The organism is Mameliella sp. MMSF_3455 (assembly GCF_030733205.1).
GTDB lineage: Bacteria > Pseudomonadota > Alphaproteobacteria > Rhodobacterales > Rhodobacteraceae > Antarctobacter.
This window is the reverse complement of sequence record NZ_JASHJL010000056.1, coordinates 1-15,202: the sequence shown is the minus strand read 5'-3', so window position 1 is coordinate 15,202 and position 15,202 is coordinate 1. Positions and strand designations below refer to the sequence as shown.

Here is a 15,202-nt window from a genome sequence, read left to right as displayed (position 1 = left end):
TCAGTGTCATGTCAGGCGATATCCTCGAGGATCATGTCTGCGGCCTTTTCGCCGATCATGATGCAGGCAGCATTGGTATTGGCCGAGACCAATGTCGGCATGATCGAGGCGTCGGCGACGCGAAGCCCCGTCAGCCCATGAACCCGCAGCCTGGGATCGACCACGGCCCCTGCGTCGATGCCCATGCGGCAAGTGGAACTGGGGTGGAAGATCGACGACCCGTTGGCGCGAACATAATCGAGCAGCGCCGCATCGTCCTGAACCTCGCGTCCCGGCAGCATCTCTGCGCTGATGTAATCCGACAGCGCGGGCTGGGCCGCCACGCGGCGTACCAGCTTCATGCCAGCCACCATCGTGTCCCGGTCGGTACTGGTATCGAGATAATTGGGCTGGATCGCGGGTTTCTGCCGGTGGTCCGGCGTCGTGATCCGCACATGCCCGCGGCTTTCAGGGCGCAACTGGCACATGGTTACGGTGAACCCGGAAAACGGATCGAGCTGGCGACCACGTTTCTGCGCGCTGTAGCGCAGAAAGTGGAACTGCACGTCCGGCGTCGCCAGATCAGGCCGGGTCTTGGCAAAGACCCCGACCTGCCCGGCCGAGAGCGACAGCGGACCCGAGCGGTCCTTGAGCCAGCGCAGCGCCGAGGCCACCTTGCGCGGCCAGCTTTTGACCTCGTCATTGACGGTTACCGGCTGGGCGCAACGATAGGTGCTACGACAGGTGTAATGGTCTTGAAGGTTTTCGCCCACCTGCGGCAGGTCGTGTACGACATTGACGCCTGTCTCGCGCAGCCGATCGCCGTCGCCGATCCCCGACAGTTGCAGGACCTGCGGCGAGTTGATGGCGCCCGCCGCCAGCAGCACCTCGCGCCCCGCTTTGAGCACCTCGACCTTGCCGCCGCGCTCGATCTCGACGCCGGTGACGCGGGTACCCTCGACGATTAGACGGCGCACCATCGTGTCGGTCTGCACATGCAGGTTGGCGCGTTTGCGGGCCGGTTTGAGATAGGCGGTGGCGGCGCTGCTGCGCCAGCCGTTGCGCGTGGTCACCTGGAAATAACCGGCGCCCTCCTGGGTGCGGCCATTGTAATCGGGATTGGTCGGAATACCGGCCTCAGCGGCCGCCGCGATATAGGCGTCACAGAGCGGGTTGGCGCTGGCCCGGCTGACGCCCAGCGGGCCGTCCCGGCCGTGGAACTCCTCGTCGATATCACCGATCGAGGCGCCCTCGGCGCGGCGGAAATAGGGCAGCACGTCCTCAAAGGCCCAGCCGACGTTGCCGAGTTGACGCCAATGGTCGAAATCCTCGGCCTGTCCCCGGGCATAGACCAGCCCATTGATGGAACTGCAGCCACCCAGCACCTTGCCGCGAGGCCAGTCAAAGGCACGTCCGGCGGTATGCGGCACAGTATCTGTCCGATAGCTCCAGTTGATCCTGGCATCGTCCATCGTCCGGTAATAGCCAATGGGAATGTGGATCCACGGGTTGCGGTCCTTCGGCCCCGCCTCGAGCAGCAGCACCTTAAGGCCGGGCCGCGCGCTCAACCGGTTGGCCAGCACGCAACCGGTGGAACCGGCCCCGATGATGATGAAATCGTAAACGGCTTCGGTCATAGGGCCACCAAATTCCGGTCTGCATCGCCGGAATATTCCGCCATCTCGGGGATCTCCCAGTCCTGCCCCGGCTGCGCCGCGATCAGCGCGCGGGTGTATTCGTGCTCGGGTGCGTTGAAAATGCGGCTGACACCGCCGCTCTCGACCACCTCGCCATGCTTCATCACCAACACTTCGTCGCAGACCTGCGCCGCGACACGCAGGTCGTGGGTGATGAAGATCACCGTCAGGCCCATCCGGTCGCGGATGTCATTGATCAGCTTGAGGACCTCGCGCTGGATCGACACGTCAAGCGCCGACACCGCCTCGTCGGCGATCAGGACCTTGGGCTTGACCACGAGCGCGCGGGCGATGCAGAGCCTCTGACGCTGGCCGCCGGAAAACTGGCTTGGATAACGGTGCACCGAGTAGCGCGGCATCCGGACGATATCCAGCAACTCGTAAACCCGTTCCCAAGCCTCCTTGCGCGGCACGCCAAAGTTCACTGCGCCTTCGATCAACTGGCTGCCGATGGTGCGGCGCGGGTTGAGCGAGCCGTAGGGATCCTGAAAGACGATCTGGATGTCCTTGCGATGGCGGCGCAGTTCGGACGAGGTCTGGCTGGCGAAATCGACACCGGAGATGTTGATCTTGCCCGCGTCGGGATCGATCAGCCGCATCAGGCAGCGCACCAGCGTGGTCTTGCCCGATCCGCTTTCGCCGACAATGCCAAGCGTCTCGCCGCGGCGGACCTGGAATGAGATATCCTTGACCGCGTGCACCGTGCGGCTCTTCTTGAACAGCGTACCGGCGGTGTGAAAGGTCTTGCGCAGCCCCTCCACGTCGATCACCACCGGGCTGTCCGACACGCTGTCCTGGCCTTGCTCTGCCGGGCGCGGCACCGCGTCAATCAGCGCGCGCGTATAGGCGTGCTGCGGATTGTTCAGAACTTCGTCGGCGGTGCCCTGCTCGACGATCTCGCCCTGGCGCATCACCACCACCCGGTCCGCGATCTCGGCAACCACACCAAAATCATGGGTGATGAACATAATCCCCGCGTCGTGACGCGCGTTCAACTGCTTGAGAAGTTTGAGGATCTGCGCCTGGGTTGTGACATCGAGGGCGGTTGTCGGTTCGTCGGCGATCAACAGCTTCGGCTCAAGCGCCAGCGCCATGGCGATCATGATCCGCTGCCGCTGCCCGCCCGAGAGCTGGTGCGGATATGAGCCGAACAAGCGTTCGGGATCAGGCAGACGCACTTCCTCCAGCAATTGCAGCGTGCGTTTGCGGCGTTCGGCGGCGCCATAGTCACGGTGAACCCGAAACACCTCTTCGATCTGGTCGCCGACGGTATAGGCCGGGTTAAGCGCGGTCATCGGCTCCTGGAAGATCATCGCCATGCGGTCGCCGCGCAGCGCATTGTGCGCTGCCTGGCCCAGCTTCAGGACATCGCGGCCGTCAAACTCGATCTGGCCTCCGGTAACCTTCAGGCTTGAAGCCAGAAGCCCCATCGTCGCCAGCGAGGTGATCGACTTGCCGGATCCGGATTCGCCGACCACGCAGAGGATTTCCTTGGGCCGCACTTCAAAACTGAGGTTCTCGACCGCGTTGGCGCGCTCGATGTTCACCGGCAGTGCCACGGTCAGGTTGCGGATCGACAGAACCGGCTTGGCGGTCTCGGTCACGGTCATTTCCCCCGTTTGGTGTTGGATCTGCGCTTGCATCAGTTGCGGTCCTCCGGTGCGGTGACGTCGCGCAGCCCGTCGCCGACAAGGTTGATGGCCAGCACCAGCAGAAACAGCGCGGTCCCGGGCACGGCGATCAGCCAGCCATCGAAGAACATCAGCCCCTTGGCGTCAGAGATCATTAGGCCCCAGCTCGGCGCCGGCGGCTGCACGCCGAGACCCAGGAAGGACAGCGCCGCCTCCAGCAGGATGGCATGGGCCATTTCCAACGTCGCGATGACGATGATGTGGTTCGAGATGTTGGGCAGTACTTCGACGAAGAGAATTCGTGGCGTTGAACTGCCCAGCGACCGCGCCGAGGCCACGAAGTCCAGCTGCCGCACCTGTTGCGTGGCCGAGCGCATGACCACAGCAAAGCGATCCCAGATCAGCAGGCCCAGCACCCAGATAACCACGGTCAGCGACGACCCGACGATGCTGACCACCGCCAGCGCCACCAGCACCACCGGCATCGAAAGTCGCGTGGTAATGATGAAGTTGATCACCATATCGACGCGGCCGCCGAAATAGCCCGCGCAGATGCCCAGGACGGTACCGATCACACCCGAGATCAGCATGGCGGAGAAGCCGATCAGCAAAGAGATCCTGGCGCCGTACATCAGGCGGGAAAGCATGTCGCGGCCCAGGTGATCGGTGCCCAGGATATGATCCCAGGTCGCCTTGGGGCTGTCGAACCAGACTGGCGGGATCAGCTTGCGCGACAATACCTGCTCATAAGGGTCATGCGGCGACAACAGCGGGGCGAAGAGCGCGACCAGCACGATGGTCACGATAACCAGCCCGCCAAGCATCAGGCCGCGGTGCGCCGAGGCTTGGAACAACATCATTCGCATGGGCGAATGCACGGTACCGGCGTCGAGGGTCTTGGGGGCGTCTTGATCCAGAGTGCTCATGTCATCCGATCCTGATGCGTGGGTCCAGCCAGGCGTTCAGCACGTCGGCAAAGAGGGTGAGTGCGATGTAGAAGAAGCTGAGCACCAGAACGATCGCCTGCATCATCGGCAGGTCGGCGCGCTGGATCGACTCCCAGGCCAGGAAGCCCAGCCCGTTGATGGCAAAGATCGTCTCGATCACGATCGACCCGCCGAGCATGAAGCCGAACTGCACCGCCGCAAGCGATACCACCGGGATGATCGCGTTGCGCAGGGCGTGCTTGAACAAAAGGGAGAATTTGCTGACACCTTTGGCGCGGGCGGTGCGGATGTAATCCGAGCGCAGCACCTCGATCATGCCGGCGCGGGTCAGCCGCATGACGCCGGGTGTGATGTAATACCCCAGCGCAATGGCGGGCATCACGAAATGCGCCCAGGTTCCGGTGCCCGAGACCGGCAGGATGCGCCAGTTGATAGCGAACCAAAGCATCATTGTCAGCGCGAACCAGAAACTTGGCATCGCCTGCCCTACCACGGCGATGGTCAATGCCACGCGGTCAAGCAGGCTGTTGGGCCGGATTGCGGCCAAGACCCCCAGCGGGATCGACAAGGCCAGCGCAAAGAGCAAGGCACAGAACCCCAGTGTCATGGTCGTCGGAAGGCGCGAGAAGATCTCTTCGGCCACCGGTTGGTTGAGATAGTGCGAATGACCGAGGTCGCCCTGCACCGCATTTCCCAGCCAGGTGAGAAACTGCATCGGGATCGGCTTGTCATAGCCATGCAACTCGCGGATTGCCTTCAGGTCCGCCGCGGTCGCGTTCTCTCCGCCAAGGGCGATAGCGGGATCGCCGGTCAGAAAGTTCATCGAGAAGGTAATCGCCGAAACGGTCAGCGCCACAAGCAGTGCCACGCCTACGCGTTTAAATAAGAATGCCAACATTCGGTCAGCCTCGTGCCAGTCTGGATTGCATTCGGGGGTGGAATGTCCCGGGGGTGCGCCCCCGGGATACCTCTGCTTACTGTCAGTCGCAGATCACTTCCACTTGGCTTCGTAGAGCCGAGGGATCTCGTCCGAGGTCGGCGTGAAGTCGAGATCGTTGGAGAACACGTAGTACTTGGCATAGGTGAACATCGGCAGCCAGTAGAGCTCTTCGGCAATGATCCCCAGCGCTTCGGCATAGGCCGCCTTGCGCTCTTCGGGGTCCACCGACGTGTCGCCGCGTCTCAGAGCCTCGGCGGTGCGCGGATCCTTGGCCGGATCATCAGAACTGCCGGTAAAGAAATGGCTGGTGATCGCGGCCACGTCCGGGATCGAGCTCGACCCCCATGTCATGTGGTTCACCGGCGTCTTGCCTTCCTGCACGAGACCGAGAAGCGAGCGATACTGCAGCCAGTTCAGGTTGGCCTTGATGCCCACGGCGGCCAGGTCGCCGATCACCGCCTCGGTGAACTCGCGCTGGCGATAGCCGTAGAGGTCGAACTCGAACCCGTCGGGATAGCCTGCCTCGGCCAGCAGCGCCTTGGCCTTCTCGGGATCATACTCGTATTTCGCCACATCCTGCGTACAGGCGAACTGATCGGGGTGGCAGGCGGAATGGATCACTTCGGCCGCCGGGCCTACCAGCTCCTTGGCGATGGCCTCGCGGTTGATGGCATGGGCGACCGCCGCGCGCACCTTCTTATCGGTGAAATAGTCCTGCCCAGAACTGCCGTCGACATCAAAGGCCATGTAGGAGATCCGCAAGGTCTTCTCGTTGACCACCTGCACCTGGCCGGTTTCTTCAAGTCGCAGCGCCTGCTCCTTGGGCACGTCCCATGCCCAATCAAGCCCGCCTGTCATCAGCTCGGCCAGCTGGGTGTTGTTTTCCTTGATGGTACGGAAGTTGATCTTGCCGATTTCAGGCGTGCCCTTTGGGCCACCCTCGAAATAGTCTTCGTTCTTTTCCCACAACACGAAGTCGCCCGGCTTGACGTCGGCCAACTTGTAGGGCCCCGTGCCTACGGGCGTGACAGCCGCAAGGTCCCGGGTACCATCGGCGGCCAACGGCGCGTTGTCATAGAGCCCTTCGGGCATCATCATGATCTCGTTGGAGAGATAGGCGAAAGCGTTCGGGAAGGGTTCTTTCAGCTCCAGCCGAACCCGGTGCTGGCCCAGCTTTTCGGCGCCTTTCATCCAGCCGACCACAGATTGTGCTGGCACCGCGTTTTTCGCGTTTGCGAGGAAATTGATGGTATAAACCACGTCGTCGGCGTCGAAACTGCTGCCGTCGTGAAACACCACCCCCTCGCGCAGCTCGAATTCCACCGCGGTGTTGCCGTCCCATTCCCAGCTGGTGGCCAGCAACGGATCGAATTCGCCAGTTTCGCTGTTGTAGAGGACAAGGCCATCCCAGCCCATGTGCCCCATGATCACCAACTCGCGCGTCACGCTGAAATAAGGGTCAAGAACTGCGACTTCCTTGTCGGTCGCCCAGTTCAACGTATCGGTTGCCTTGCCCGCCAATCCAGGCAGCGCAACCGAACTCATGAGGGCGGCGCAAAGGGCCAGCTTCGTCAGGTTCATGGACAGTTTCCTCCTTGTTGGTTCAGCCCTTCGTCGGCCAAGTGCCGCCTCCCTGCGACCGCTTAGACCAGGCTGTCAACACTCCTCCGCGCCGGACTGGCGGATCGGTGTTTCGCAATGTTTCCTTCGTGGGTGGGCATAAAGCAAATTCTTTAATATCATCTGCCCATAACGAAACCTGATGGGGTCCGAAACCATGCTCCGCTTCAATATTCGCCAGATCGAGGCCTTCCGCGCCGTGATCGAGACCGGCAACATGACACAGGCCGGAGAGGTTCTGGGCGTCACCCAGCCGGCGGTGAGCCGCCTGATCCGGGATCTTGAAGAGCAATACGCGTTGAAACTCTTCATTCGCCATGCCGGGCGGATCGAGCCCACCAAGGATGCCTTTGCCCTGTATGCCGAGGTCGAGCGCTGCTATGGCGAGCTTGAACAGATGGTCGAATTTGCGACCAACCTGGGTGAATTTCGCAGAAAACGGTTGCGGGTGGCGTCGACGGTCGGCCATTCGTATTTCCTCTTGCCCGAGGCCATCAAAGAGTTTCACGCGCGCTGCCCTGATGTCTCGATCAACCTGTTCAGCGGGACCTCCCCCCAGGTGGTCGAGCATATTGAAAAGGGCAGGTTCGACATCGGTCTGGCGCTGCTTCCACTGGATGTCCAAGGTGTCGAAATCCGAGAAATGCCTGAAACCAGCCTGGTGACCGTGCTGCCCAAAGGGCATCCACTCGCCGAACTCGACGCCGTGACACCTTCCGATCTCGCCGGAACACCGCTGCTTCTGATCTCGGAAAGCAGCCTGATGCGAAAGCGCCTGCTACAGGCTTTCAACGAAGCGTCCGTCACGCCAAACGTCATCCTCGATTCCACCTATACCGGTCCGATCTGCAGCCTGGTCGCCAGTGGCATGGGCGTCTCGATCATGGATTTCCTCACCGCGGACGCCTATTCGGACATGGAGATAGAAATCCGCCCTTTCAGGCCAAGCATTCCCTGCGAGCTGAAACTGGTTCTGCCGGCCTCGCAGCCTTTGTCCGAACCCGCGCAGGTTCTCCTAGAGATCCTGAATACGCAGTCCTTGCGATCGCCTTCTTTTCGAATCCCGAAGGCGGTAGGGCGGATCGGCAGGGACAGTAGCAAAAACTTGAGCGACCGAACGTAATGCCATTCTGACCGTTGTTCACGCAGAAAGTCCGAAAGCTTGATGCCCCAACGCGATCTCTCAGGCGATGCTTGGCCCGTATTCGAAATGTGCTGCTTCTTGGTGGTTCGGATGACTTCGATACTGCAGAGAGTTGATTTCCCCGTTTGCTATGTCCTGAGACGCTGCCGATAGCCGAGCAACCGTTTCAGCGCGGCATGATCGCTCTCGGTTCGGTTATTGCGTCGTTTTCACCAACCTGCGTGATGCTGCCGAACGCGCGTTGGATGGCACTGCGCACAAAAACTTTGGAAGCCACGGAAACGCACCGGACCTTCAGCCGAAAATCGATCAATCGGCCATGTGTTCCAGCGGCGCGCCACAGATAGCGCCACTGCCCGCCGACCGGCACATAAGCTTCGTCAAGATACAAGGCCAGGCTGACCCAGCGCCTATTCCTATCGGTGCATTGGTCTGCTTGGGCCCGATTTTCGGAACCCGGCGAGAAACTGCACAGCGATCAACAACGACTGCACGCTCGGCCAGCGCGGCGCAGTATACTGAGAAGGCAGCGAATTTCGGCGAAATGCCCGGACCGCGCACAGGATGACCTCGGCCGTGAACGATGTTGCCCAAAAGGCGTCGGGCGGATCCTCGGGCGCCTCACCCGACAAAAATTGCCCGCGACAGGACCGCAAAATGCAACAGTCCCAATACCAACAACGGCCGGTCAGCGCCCCTTGCCCGCTCACCGCCTGCGGAAGGTCAGGTAATGCGGCACGCGCCCTTCGCGCAGCGCCTTCTGCTCGTAACGGGTCGAATGCCAGTCATCCCAGGGCTCTCGCCAGTCCTGCGGTCCCTCGGCGGTCCATGTGAACCCGGCCTTCGGCACCTCGACCAGCGTCTGCCGCACATAGTCGGGAATGTCGGTGGCCACGCGGAATTCGGCCCCCGGTTTCAGCACCCGGTGCAGCGGCTCCAGGTGCTCCTGCGTCACAAAGCGCCGCCGATGGTGTTTCTTCTTCGGCCAGGGATCCGGGTACAGCAGAAAGGCCTTGGCGATCGACTGGTCGGGCAGCACGTCGAAGAGGTTGCGCGCATCACCGGGATAGACGCGCAGGTTCTCGGCCCCCGCCTCCCGGATCTTGCCCAGCAGCATCGCCACCCCGTTGATGAAAGGCTCGGCCCCGATGATGCCAACGCCGGGGTTTCCGACCGCCTGGTGCACCATGTGCTCGCCACCGCCGAACCCGATTTCCAGCCAGACCGGCGCGCCATCGAACAGCGCGCCCAGATCCAGGGGCACCCGGTCGGGGTTCTCTTCCCAGTCGACCGCACCGGGCGACAGCCGGTCCAGGTCCTCCTGCAGGTACTCTTCCTGTTTCGGCCGCAGGGTCTTGCCCTTCACGCGGCCGTAGAAATTGCGCCAGGGGGCGCCGGGGTGCTTGTTTGACGTGGTCATGGCCCGGGCGCTTAGCCTCCACGAGCGGATCGCGCAAGGCTCCTGCGGCCTCATGCCCGCTCAAGGGGCGATCAGGATGCTGCCCAGCACCTCCAGCGCGTCACCACTACGGCGCACCACCAACACCTCGCCCGACCGCGTGCCCCGTCCGGTCAGCGCGCTGATGTTGACCTGGTGCGTGACGACGATGGGCCGGTCGCCCCGCGCCTCCAGCAGGTCCAGCGCCGCAGCGGTCCGCGCCCCGCGCCGGTCAAAGTCGCGAAAAAAGGAATTGAACGCGGGCGCCGGCGTCACCTCCCCCAGTTCCAGCAGCTCGGCGGTCTCCAGGCAGCGGCACCACTGACTGCTCAGCACCGCGTCAAAAGGCACGCCGCGCTCGCGAAACGCCGCCCCGATGGCCCGCGCCTGCGTCCGTCCGCGCGCGTCGAGGGTGCGCTGCGTGGCGCAGTCATCCAGGACGAACCCGGCCGGATCTCCCGTGCCGGGCGCCAGCGCATGGCGCATCAGGGCAAAGGCACCTGGCCGGTCCAGCGCGTCCCAATCATTGGCCAACAGCACCCCCGGCCACAAAAGGCCGAGGGCGAGGATCAGCAATCGCATCACAGTCGGTTGTCGAGGAAGCCCAGAAGCCCCTCCCAGGACCCCTGGTCGGCGGTCAGGTCATAGTCGCTCGACCCGTAAACGGTAAAGCTGTGTCGCGCGCCGCCAAAGACCTGCGCCCCGTGTTCGACACCCGCGCCCTGCAACTGGTCCAGCAGGGCGGCCAGATCCCCCATGCCCGACACCGGGTCGGCGCTGCCGTGGAACAGCATGACCGGCGCAGAGGTGGCGCTGTAATCCTGCCCCTCGGGCGTGCCCAACCCGCCGTGGAAGCTGACAAATCCCTCAAGGTCCGCACCGGCCCGTGCCGCCTCCAGCACCGCCGCCCCGCCAAAGCAGTAACCCATGATGACGATGTCATCCGTCGCCCCGGCGATATTGGCCGCCTCCATGATCGAGCCCATCAGCCGTGCGCGGAATTCCTCGCGGTCGCCGTAAAGCGCCCCCGACAGGGCCCGGTTCTCGTCCACGGTCTTGGGGTCCTCGTCGGCGCCGTAGACGTCGATGGCAAAGGCCGTATAGCCCAGCGCCGCCAGCATCTCTGCCCGGCGTTCCTCGTAGGCGGTCATCCCGTCCCAGTCATGCACGATCAGCACCGTGCCCTTGGGCGTGATCGCGGTGTTGGTGGCGACATAGCCCTCGTAGCTTCGCTCACCCACGGTGTATTGGTGATAGCCGGCCTGGATCTCGGCCTGTGCTGCGCCCGCCAGCATCACGGCGGCGGCGAAAACGGTGCGGATCATAACGGAACCTCCTTGGTCACAATTCACACCGTAAAGGTAGCGGCCCCCGGAAAAAGGAAAGGCGCCCCCGCGACGGGAGCGCCTCTGCTGTTTCGTCCTGGCCCGTATATCCCCCCGGGGGGAGGCGGGCAGAGGCATGACGCCCCCGTCAGACCGCCTTCTTCAGCGCCTCGGCCAGGTCCGTCCGCTCCCAGGAGAACCCGCCATCCGCCTCGGGGGCACGGCCGAAATGGCCATAGGCGGCGGTGCGCGAATAGATCGGCTTGTTCAGGTCCAGGTGGGTGCGGATGCCGCGCGGGGTCAGGTCGATCACCTTGGGGATCGCCGCCTCGATGGCGCGCGCCTCGATCTGGCCGGTCTGGTGCGTGTCGACGTAGATCGACAGCGGCTTGGCCACGCCGATGGCATAGGACAGCTGCACGGTGCAGCGTTCCGCCATGCCCGCGGCAACCACGTTCTTGGCCAGGTAGCGGGCGACATAGGCCGCCGACCGGTCCACCTTGGTCGGATCCTTGCCCGAAAAGGCGCCGCCGCCGTGGGGCGCGGCCCCGCCATAGGTGTCGACGATGATCTTGCGGCCCGTGAGGCCCGCGTCGCCGTCCGGCCCGCCGATGACGAACTTGCCGGTCGGGTTCACCCACCATTCGGTCTCATCGGAAACCCAGCCCTCGGGCAGGGTTTCGCGGATGTAGGGTTCGACCAGCGCGCGGACCTCGGCGCTGGACATGCTTTCGTCCAGGTGCTGCGTCGACAGCACGATCGAGGTCACGCCGACCGGCTTGCCGTCCTCGTAGCGGACCGACAGCTGCGACTTGGCATCCGGCCCCAGCTTGGGCTCGGTGCCGTTCTTGCGCACCTCGGCGAGGCGGCGCAGGATCGCGTGGCTGAACTGGATCGGCGCCGGCATCAAGGCGTCGGTCTCGTCCGTGGCATAGCCGAACATGATGCCCTGGTCGCCGGCGCCCTCGTCGCCCTGCTGGCCGGTCACGCCCTGCGCGATATGGGCGGACTGTTCGTGCAGCAGGTTGGTGATTTCCACGGTCTCGTGGTGGAACTTGTCCTGCTCATAGCCGATGTCCTTGATGCAGGCACGGGCGATGTCGGGGATGCTGGCCATGTATTCGGCCAGCTTGTCCTGGTCGGTCAGGCCCACCTCGCCCCCGATGACCACGCGGTTGGTGGTGGCGAAGGTCTCGCAGGCGACGCGCGCAAGCGGGTCTTCGGCCAGGAATGCGTCCAGGATCGCGTCGGAAATCCGGTCGCAGACCTTGTCCGGGTGCCCCTCCGAGACGGACTCGGAGGTGAAAGTGTAGTTCTGTCGGGACATGATGGGGTGCTCCATTGATGACGCCGTCACGCCAGGAAGCCGTTGTGACGGGTTTTGCTGTCCGAATGCGGGTACGCGGCGCAGGGCGCGGGGTCAATCGGTTTCTGGCGTCCTGCGGCGGCGACGCCCCGCCCAAAGCGATGCAATTGCCACAAAGATGAGCAATACCGCGGGCAGATCCCCGGAACGGCTGTAAAACGTGTGCCGCAGCGGCGGCGGCAGCGGCGCATCGGCAAAGCCCGCCTCGCCTAGCGGAATGGTCGCAAGGACCCGCCCGGCCCCGTCGATCACAGCCGAGACCCCAGTATTGGCCGCCCGCAGCATCGGCAGCCCCTGTTCGATGGCGCGGATACGGGCCTGGGCCAGGTGCTGGTAAGGCCCCGACCAGGTGCCGAACCAGGCATCGTTGGTGATCTGGATCAGCATGTCCGGCCGCAGCGGCGCGCCGTTCACATCCTGCGGAAAGACGGCCTCGTAGCAGATCAACGGCAGCGCGCTCCCGAGGGGGCCCATGTCGATCACCTGCGGCCCCGGTCCGGGCGTGTAGCCCCCCTCGGCCCGGGCGGCCAGACCGGCGATGTTCCACCGCGCGAACAGCGCCGCGGCCGGCATGTATTCCCCGAAAGGCACCAGGTGATGCTTGTCGTAAAGCGCCTGCACCCCGCCGCCGGGCGCCAGCACGATCAGCGAATTGTAATAGCCCGCCTGGTCCGCCCGCTGGATCCCCAGCAGCACCGGCGTATCGCCCGCCGCCTCGGTGATCCGGTCCAGCGTCGGCCCCGCGCGGTTCAGCAGGCTGGGCACGCTGGTTTCCGGCCAGACGATCAGCGCGGGCGCCGCCCCGCTCTCGGCAGGTGCGGCGCTGGTGAAGTCCAGCTTGCGCTGCATGAAGACGGGGATCTTTTGCGGGTCCCATTTCTCGTGCTGGGGGGCGTTGGGCTGGACCAGCCGCACCACCGGGCGCGCCGCCAGGTCCTGCGCGGCAGGGGTCAGGAGAACGCCGCCGCCGAAGAGCACCGCCAGCAGGACAAGGCCCGCCAGCCCCGCCCGCGCGCCTCCGGGGCGCAGCGCCAGCGCACAAAGCGCCGCTGCCGCCAGCGTCATCAGCGTCAGCCCATGCGGCCCGACCACCGAGACCCACTGGATCACCGGCACCGGCAACCAGAAATAGGGCACCAGCGCCCAGGGAAAGCCGGTGAGGACATAGGCGCGCGCCATTTCCGCCACGCTCCACGCCAGGACAAGCGCGACCACCGGGTGGCGCCCCTGCGAGGCCAGCCGGAACGCCAATCCCCAGAACAGCGCCAGACCGCCGGCAAGGCCGATCAGCGCAAAAGGCGCCATCCAGCCCGTCACCGCCGCATCGACAAAGAATGGCTCGACGATCCAGCCCATCGAAAAGCCGAAATAGCCCAGCCCCACGGCCCAGCCCGTGCCCGCCGACCGCAGCCCGCCCGGCGTCACCAGGAACAGCCAGACCGCCGCGACATAGCCCGCGAAGCCCAGGTACCACAGGTCGTAGGGGGGCTGGCCCAGACCGATGACGACGCCGGACAGCACCGCCAGCGGCAACCGCATCCAGCCCGGCACAGGGCCCGCGACCGTGCGGCCGTCACCGGCCGCAAGCCTGTCAGGCATGGCCCGCGTCGGCCTTGGCCGGTTGCGCCTCGGCCACCAGCGCTGGCGCGGTCGTGGCGGCGGCCTCGCCGCGCGAACCGTTCGACCGACGCACCCGCAGCCGCTTGATCCGGCGCGGGTCCGCATCGACTACCTCGAAGTCCAGCCCCGCCGGATGCGGCACGACCTCACCCCGCGCGGGCACCCGGCCCGCCAGCATGAAGACCAGCCCGCCCAGCGTGTCGATCTCTTCCTCGTCGATGTCGTCGTGGTCGGTCAGCGCAAGGCCCAGTTCGCCCTCGAAATCGCTCAGCGGGGTCTTGGCCTGCACCAGGTAGCACCCGGTCTTTTCACGGGTCCAGAACTGGTCCTCGTCGGTGTCGTGCTCGTCCTCGATCTCGCCGATGACCTGTTCGATCAGGTCCTCGATCGTCACCAGCCCGTCGACCCCGCCGTATTCGTCGATCACCAGCGCCATGTGCCGGCGTTCGGTCTGCATCTTGGTCAGAAGCACGCCGATGGGCATCGAGGGTGGCACAAAAAGCAGCGGCCGCAGCATCCGTTTCAGGTTGAACCGCCCGCCGGTGCCGTTGAACCCCTGCTGCAAGGCGAAATCCTTGAGGTGCGCCATGCCCACCGGCGTGTCCAGCGTCCCCTCGTAGACCGGCAGCCGCGTCATGCCGCTTTCGCGGAACACGGTGACCAGATCCTCCTTGGTGATCGTGTTGGGCACGGCGATGATCTCGGCCTTGGGAATGGCCACGTCCTCGACCCGCATCCGGCGCAGGTTGATCATGCCGTGAACCGGCCTGTCGTGCGCCCGTGGCGCGCTCTGGGCCGCAGAGCCGTGCGGCGAGGGTTCCTCGCCACCTCGGCCGAACAACCGCTGCCAGAAACTGCGCCGCGGCCCGTGTCCGTTCATTTTTCCCGTCAGTGGCGCGCTTTGCGCCGCGTTAGACGAGTCGTCGCTATCGCCCATCTTTCCTGTTCCAGTCATGCCCCATCGGGGCCATCATCCTCACCATATGGGTTCGGCAGACCGAGATTTCCAAGTATCTCGACCTCGAGCCGTTCCATCAGCGTGGCGTCCGCGTCACGCATATGGTCATACCCCAATAGATGTAACACGCCATGAACAACCAAGTGTGTGACATGTTGCTCTAAAGCGATACCCTGCTCGGCGGCTTCCCGCCCGCAGGTTTCCCAGGCCAGGGCGATGTCGCCCAGGTGGTGCGGCTCCTCGTCCTCGGGCTCGGGCGGAAAGGGCGTGCCCCCCGCATCCTCGGCGGCAAGATCCTCGGAGGGCCAGCTCAGCACGTTGGTGGCCGTGGGCTTGTCGCGGAAATCGCCATTCAACGTGGCGATCCGGGCGTCGTCGCACCCCAGCACGGCGATCTCGTATTCCGCCGGGTCCAGCCCCAGGTGCGCCAGGGCCGCCACCGCCCCGCGTTCGGACAGGGCCGCCAGCCCGGCGGCCTCCCAACGGTCGTCCTCGAAAATCGTATCGGTCAGCATGTGGTCCAGCGCCCGGGGCTCT

Annotated in this window: 14 protein-coding genes and 1 riboswitch; of the genes, 1 reads left to right on the top strand and 13 read right to left on the bottom strand. The window is 64.4% G+C overall.

The window, feature by feature from the left end:
- Window positions 1–11: 11 nt before the first annotated feature.
- The 5 genes from RBB42_RS25170 to RBB42_RS25150 all read right to left on the bottom strand — a co-directional run bounded on the left by RBB42_RS25170 (window position 12) and on the right by RBB42_RS25150 (window position 6,775).
- Window positions 12–1,616 (bottom strand): GMC family oxidoreductase, encoded by a 1,605-nt coding sequence (locus tag RBB42_RS25170; protein WP_305970748.1) that lies wholly within the window; start codon window positions 1,614–1,616, stop codon window positions 12–14.
- Window positions 1,613–3,286: an ABC transporter ATP-binding protein gene (locus tag RBB42_RS25165; RefSeq protein ID WP_305970749.1), complete on the bottom strand. Its 1,674-nt coding sequence runs from the start codon at window positions 3,284–3,286 to the stop codon at window positions 1,613–1,615. Before RBB42_RS25165 ends, RBB42_RS25170 begins: the two co-directional genes overlap by 4 nt.
- A gap of 32 nt (window positions 3,287–3,318) precedes the next feature.
- Window positions 3,319–4,233: an ABC transporter permease gene (locus RBB42_RS25160; protein ID WP_305970750.1), complete on the bottom strand. Its 915-nt coding sequence runs from the start codon at window positions 4,231–4,233 to the stop codon at window positions 3,319–3,321.
- Between the two features lies 1 nt (window position 4,234).
- Window positions 4,235–5,152: an ABC transporter permease gene (locus RBB42_RS25155; protein ID WP_305970751.1), complete on the bottom strand. Its 918-nt coding sequence runs from the start codon at window positions 5,150–5,152 to the stop codon at window positions 4,235–4,237.
- 93 nt (window positions 5,153–5,245) lie between these two features.
- Window positions 5,246–6,775, bottom strand: a complete 1,530-nt coding sequence (locus tag RBB42_RS25150) for an ABC transporter substrate-binding protein (protein ID WP_305970752.1) — start codon at window positions 6,773–6,775, stop codon at window positions 5,246–5,248.
- A 196-nt stretch (window positions 6,776–6,971) separates the two neighbouring features.
- Between RBB42_RS25150 and RBB42_RS25145 the strand changes: the two genes are divergently transcribed.
- Window positions 6,972–7,937, top strand: coding sequence for a LysR substrate-binding domain-containing protein (locus tag RBB42_RS25145; protein ID WP_305970753.1), 966 nt, complete (start codon window positions 6,972–6,974; stop codon window positions 7,935–7,937).
- A gap of 187 nt (window positions 7,938–8,124) precedes the next feature.
- On the opposite strand, the gene RBB42_RS25140 is transcribed toward RBB42_RS25145, so the two are convergent.
- The 8 genes from RBB42_RS25140 to ybeY all read right to left on the bottom strand — a co-directional run bounded on the left by RBB42_RS25140 (window position 8,125) and on the right by ybeY (window position 15,180).
- Entirely contained in the window at window positions 8,125–8,349 is a 225-nt protein-coding gene (locus RBB42_RS25140) for a DDE-type integrase/transposase/recombinase (protein ID WP_305970754.1), read from the bottom strand.
- 315 nt (window positions 8,350–8,664) lie between these two features.
- Window positions 8,665–9,378 (bottom strand): tRNA (guanine(46)-N(7))-methyltransferase TrmB, encoded by a 714-nt coding sequence (trmB, locus tag RBB42_RS25135; RefSeq protein ID WP_305970755.1) that lies wholly within the window; start codon window positions 9,376–9,378, stop codon window positions 8,665–8,667.
- Between the two features lie 60 nt (window positions 9,379–9,438).
- Entirely contained in the window at window positions 9,439–9,978 is a 540-nt protein-coding gene (locus RBB42_RS25130) for a histidine phosphatase family protein (RefSeq protein ID WP_305970756.1), read from the bottom strand.
- Complete coding sequence (locus tag RBB42_RS25125; RefSeq protein ID WP_305970757.1) at window positions 9,978–10,721, bottom strand: dienelactone hydrolase family protein; 744 nt, start codon at window positions 10,719–10,721, stop codon at window positions 9,978–9,980. The genes RBB42_RS25130 and RBB42_RS25125 overlap by 1 nt, the downstream gene beginning before the upstream one ends.
- 148 nt (window positions 10,722–10,869) lie before the next feature.
- Window positions 10,870–12,048, bottom strand: a complete 1,179-nt coding sequence (gene metK / locus RBB42_RS25120; RefSeq protein WP_305970758.1) for a methionine adenosyltransferase — start codon at window positions 12,046–12,048, stop codon at window positions 10,870–10,872.
- A 7-nt stretch (window positions 12,049–12,055) separates the two neighbouring features.
- A riboswitch (SAM-SAH riboswitch) is annotated at window positions 12,056–12,102 on the bottom strand.
- A gap of 39 nt (window positions 12,103–12,141) precedes the next feature.
- The gene (lnt, locus tag RBB42_RS25115) at window positions 12,142–13,686 is read right to left on the bottom strand and encodes an apolipoprotein N-acyltransferase (RefSeq protein WP_305970759.1); all 1,545 of its coding nucleotides are present in this window, start codon (window positions 13,684–13,686) and stop codon (window positions 12,142–12,144) included.
- Window positions 13,679–14,644 (bottom strand): hemolysin family protein, encoded by a 966-nt coding sequence (locus tag RBB42_RS25110; RefSeq protein ID WP_305970760.1) that lies wholly within the window; start codon window positions 14,642–14,644, stop codon window positions 13,679–13,681. Before RBB42_RS25110 ends, lnt begins: the two co-directional genes overlap by 8 nt.
- A gap of 14 nt (window positions 14,645–14,658) precedes the next feature.
- On the bottom strand, window positions 14,659–15,180 hold the full coding sequence (gene ybeY / locus RBB42_RS25105; RefSeq protein ID WP_305970761.1) for an rRNA maturation RNase YbeY: 522 nt from the start codon (window positions 15,178–15,180) through the stop codon (window positions 14,659–14,661).
- Between the last annotated feature and the right edge of the window lie 22 nt (window positions 15,181–15,202).

Excerpts from the sequence above, each read along its gene's own strand:
- RBB42_RS25145 (WP_305970753.1), top strand. The coding sequence starts at position 6,972 with ATGCTCCGCTTCAATATTCGCCAGATCGAGGCCTTCCGCGCCGTGATC.
- RBB42_RS25130 (WP_305970756.1), bottom strand. The coding sequence starts at position 9,978 with ATGCGATTGCTGATCCTCGCCCTCGGCCTTTTGTGGCCGGGGGTGCTG.
- RBB42_RS25165 (WP_305970749.1), bottom strand. The coding sequence starts at position 3,286 with ATGACCGTGACCGAGACCGCCAAGCCGGTTCTGTCGATCCGCAACCTG.
- RBB42_RS25170 (WP_305970748.1), bottom strand. The coding sequence starts at position 1,616 with ATGACCGAAGCCGTTTACGATTTCATCATCATCGGGGCCGGTTCCACC.
- RBB42_RS25160 (WP_305970750.1), bottom strand. The coding sequence starts at position 4,233 with ATGAGCACTCTGGATCAAGACGCCCCCAAGACCCTCGACGCCGGTACC.
- trmB (WP_305970755.1), bottom strand. The coding sequence starts at position 9,378 with ATGACCACGTCAAACAAGCACCCCGGCGCCCCCTGGCGCAATTTCTAC.
- RBB42_RS25150 (WP_305970752.1), bottom strand. The coding sequence starts at position 6,775 with ATGAACCTGACGAAGCTGGCCCTTTGCGCCGCCCTCATGAGTTCGGTT.
- metK (WP_305970758.1), bottom strand. The coding sequence starts at position 12,048 with ATGTCCCGACAGAACTACACTTTCACCTCCGAGTCCGTCTCGGAGGGG.
- RBB42_RS25155 (WP_305970751.1), bottom strand. The coding sequence starts at position 5,152 with ATGTTGGCATTCTTATTTAAACGCGTAGGCGTGGCACTGCTTGTGGCG.
- RBB42_RS25110 (WP_305970760.1), bottom strand. The coding sequence starts at position 14,644 with ATGGGCGATAGCGACGACTCGTCTAACGCGGCGCAAAGCGCGCCACTG.
- ybeY (WP_305970761.1), bottom strand. The coding sequence starts at position 15,180 with ATGCTGACCGATACGATTTTCGAGGACGACCGTTGGGAGGCCGCCGGG.
- RBB42_RS25125 (WP_305970757.1), bottom strand. The coding sequence starts at position 10,721 with ATGATCCGCACCGTTTTCGCCGCCGCCGTGATGCTGGCGGGCGCAGCA.
- lnt (WP_305970759.1), bottom strand. The coding sequence starts at position 13,686 with ATGCCTGACAGGCTTGCGGCCGGTGACGGCCGCACGGTCGCGGGCCCT.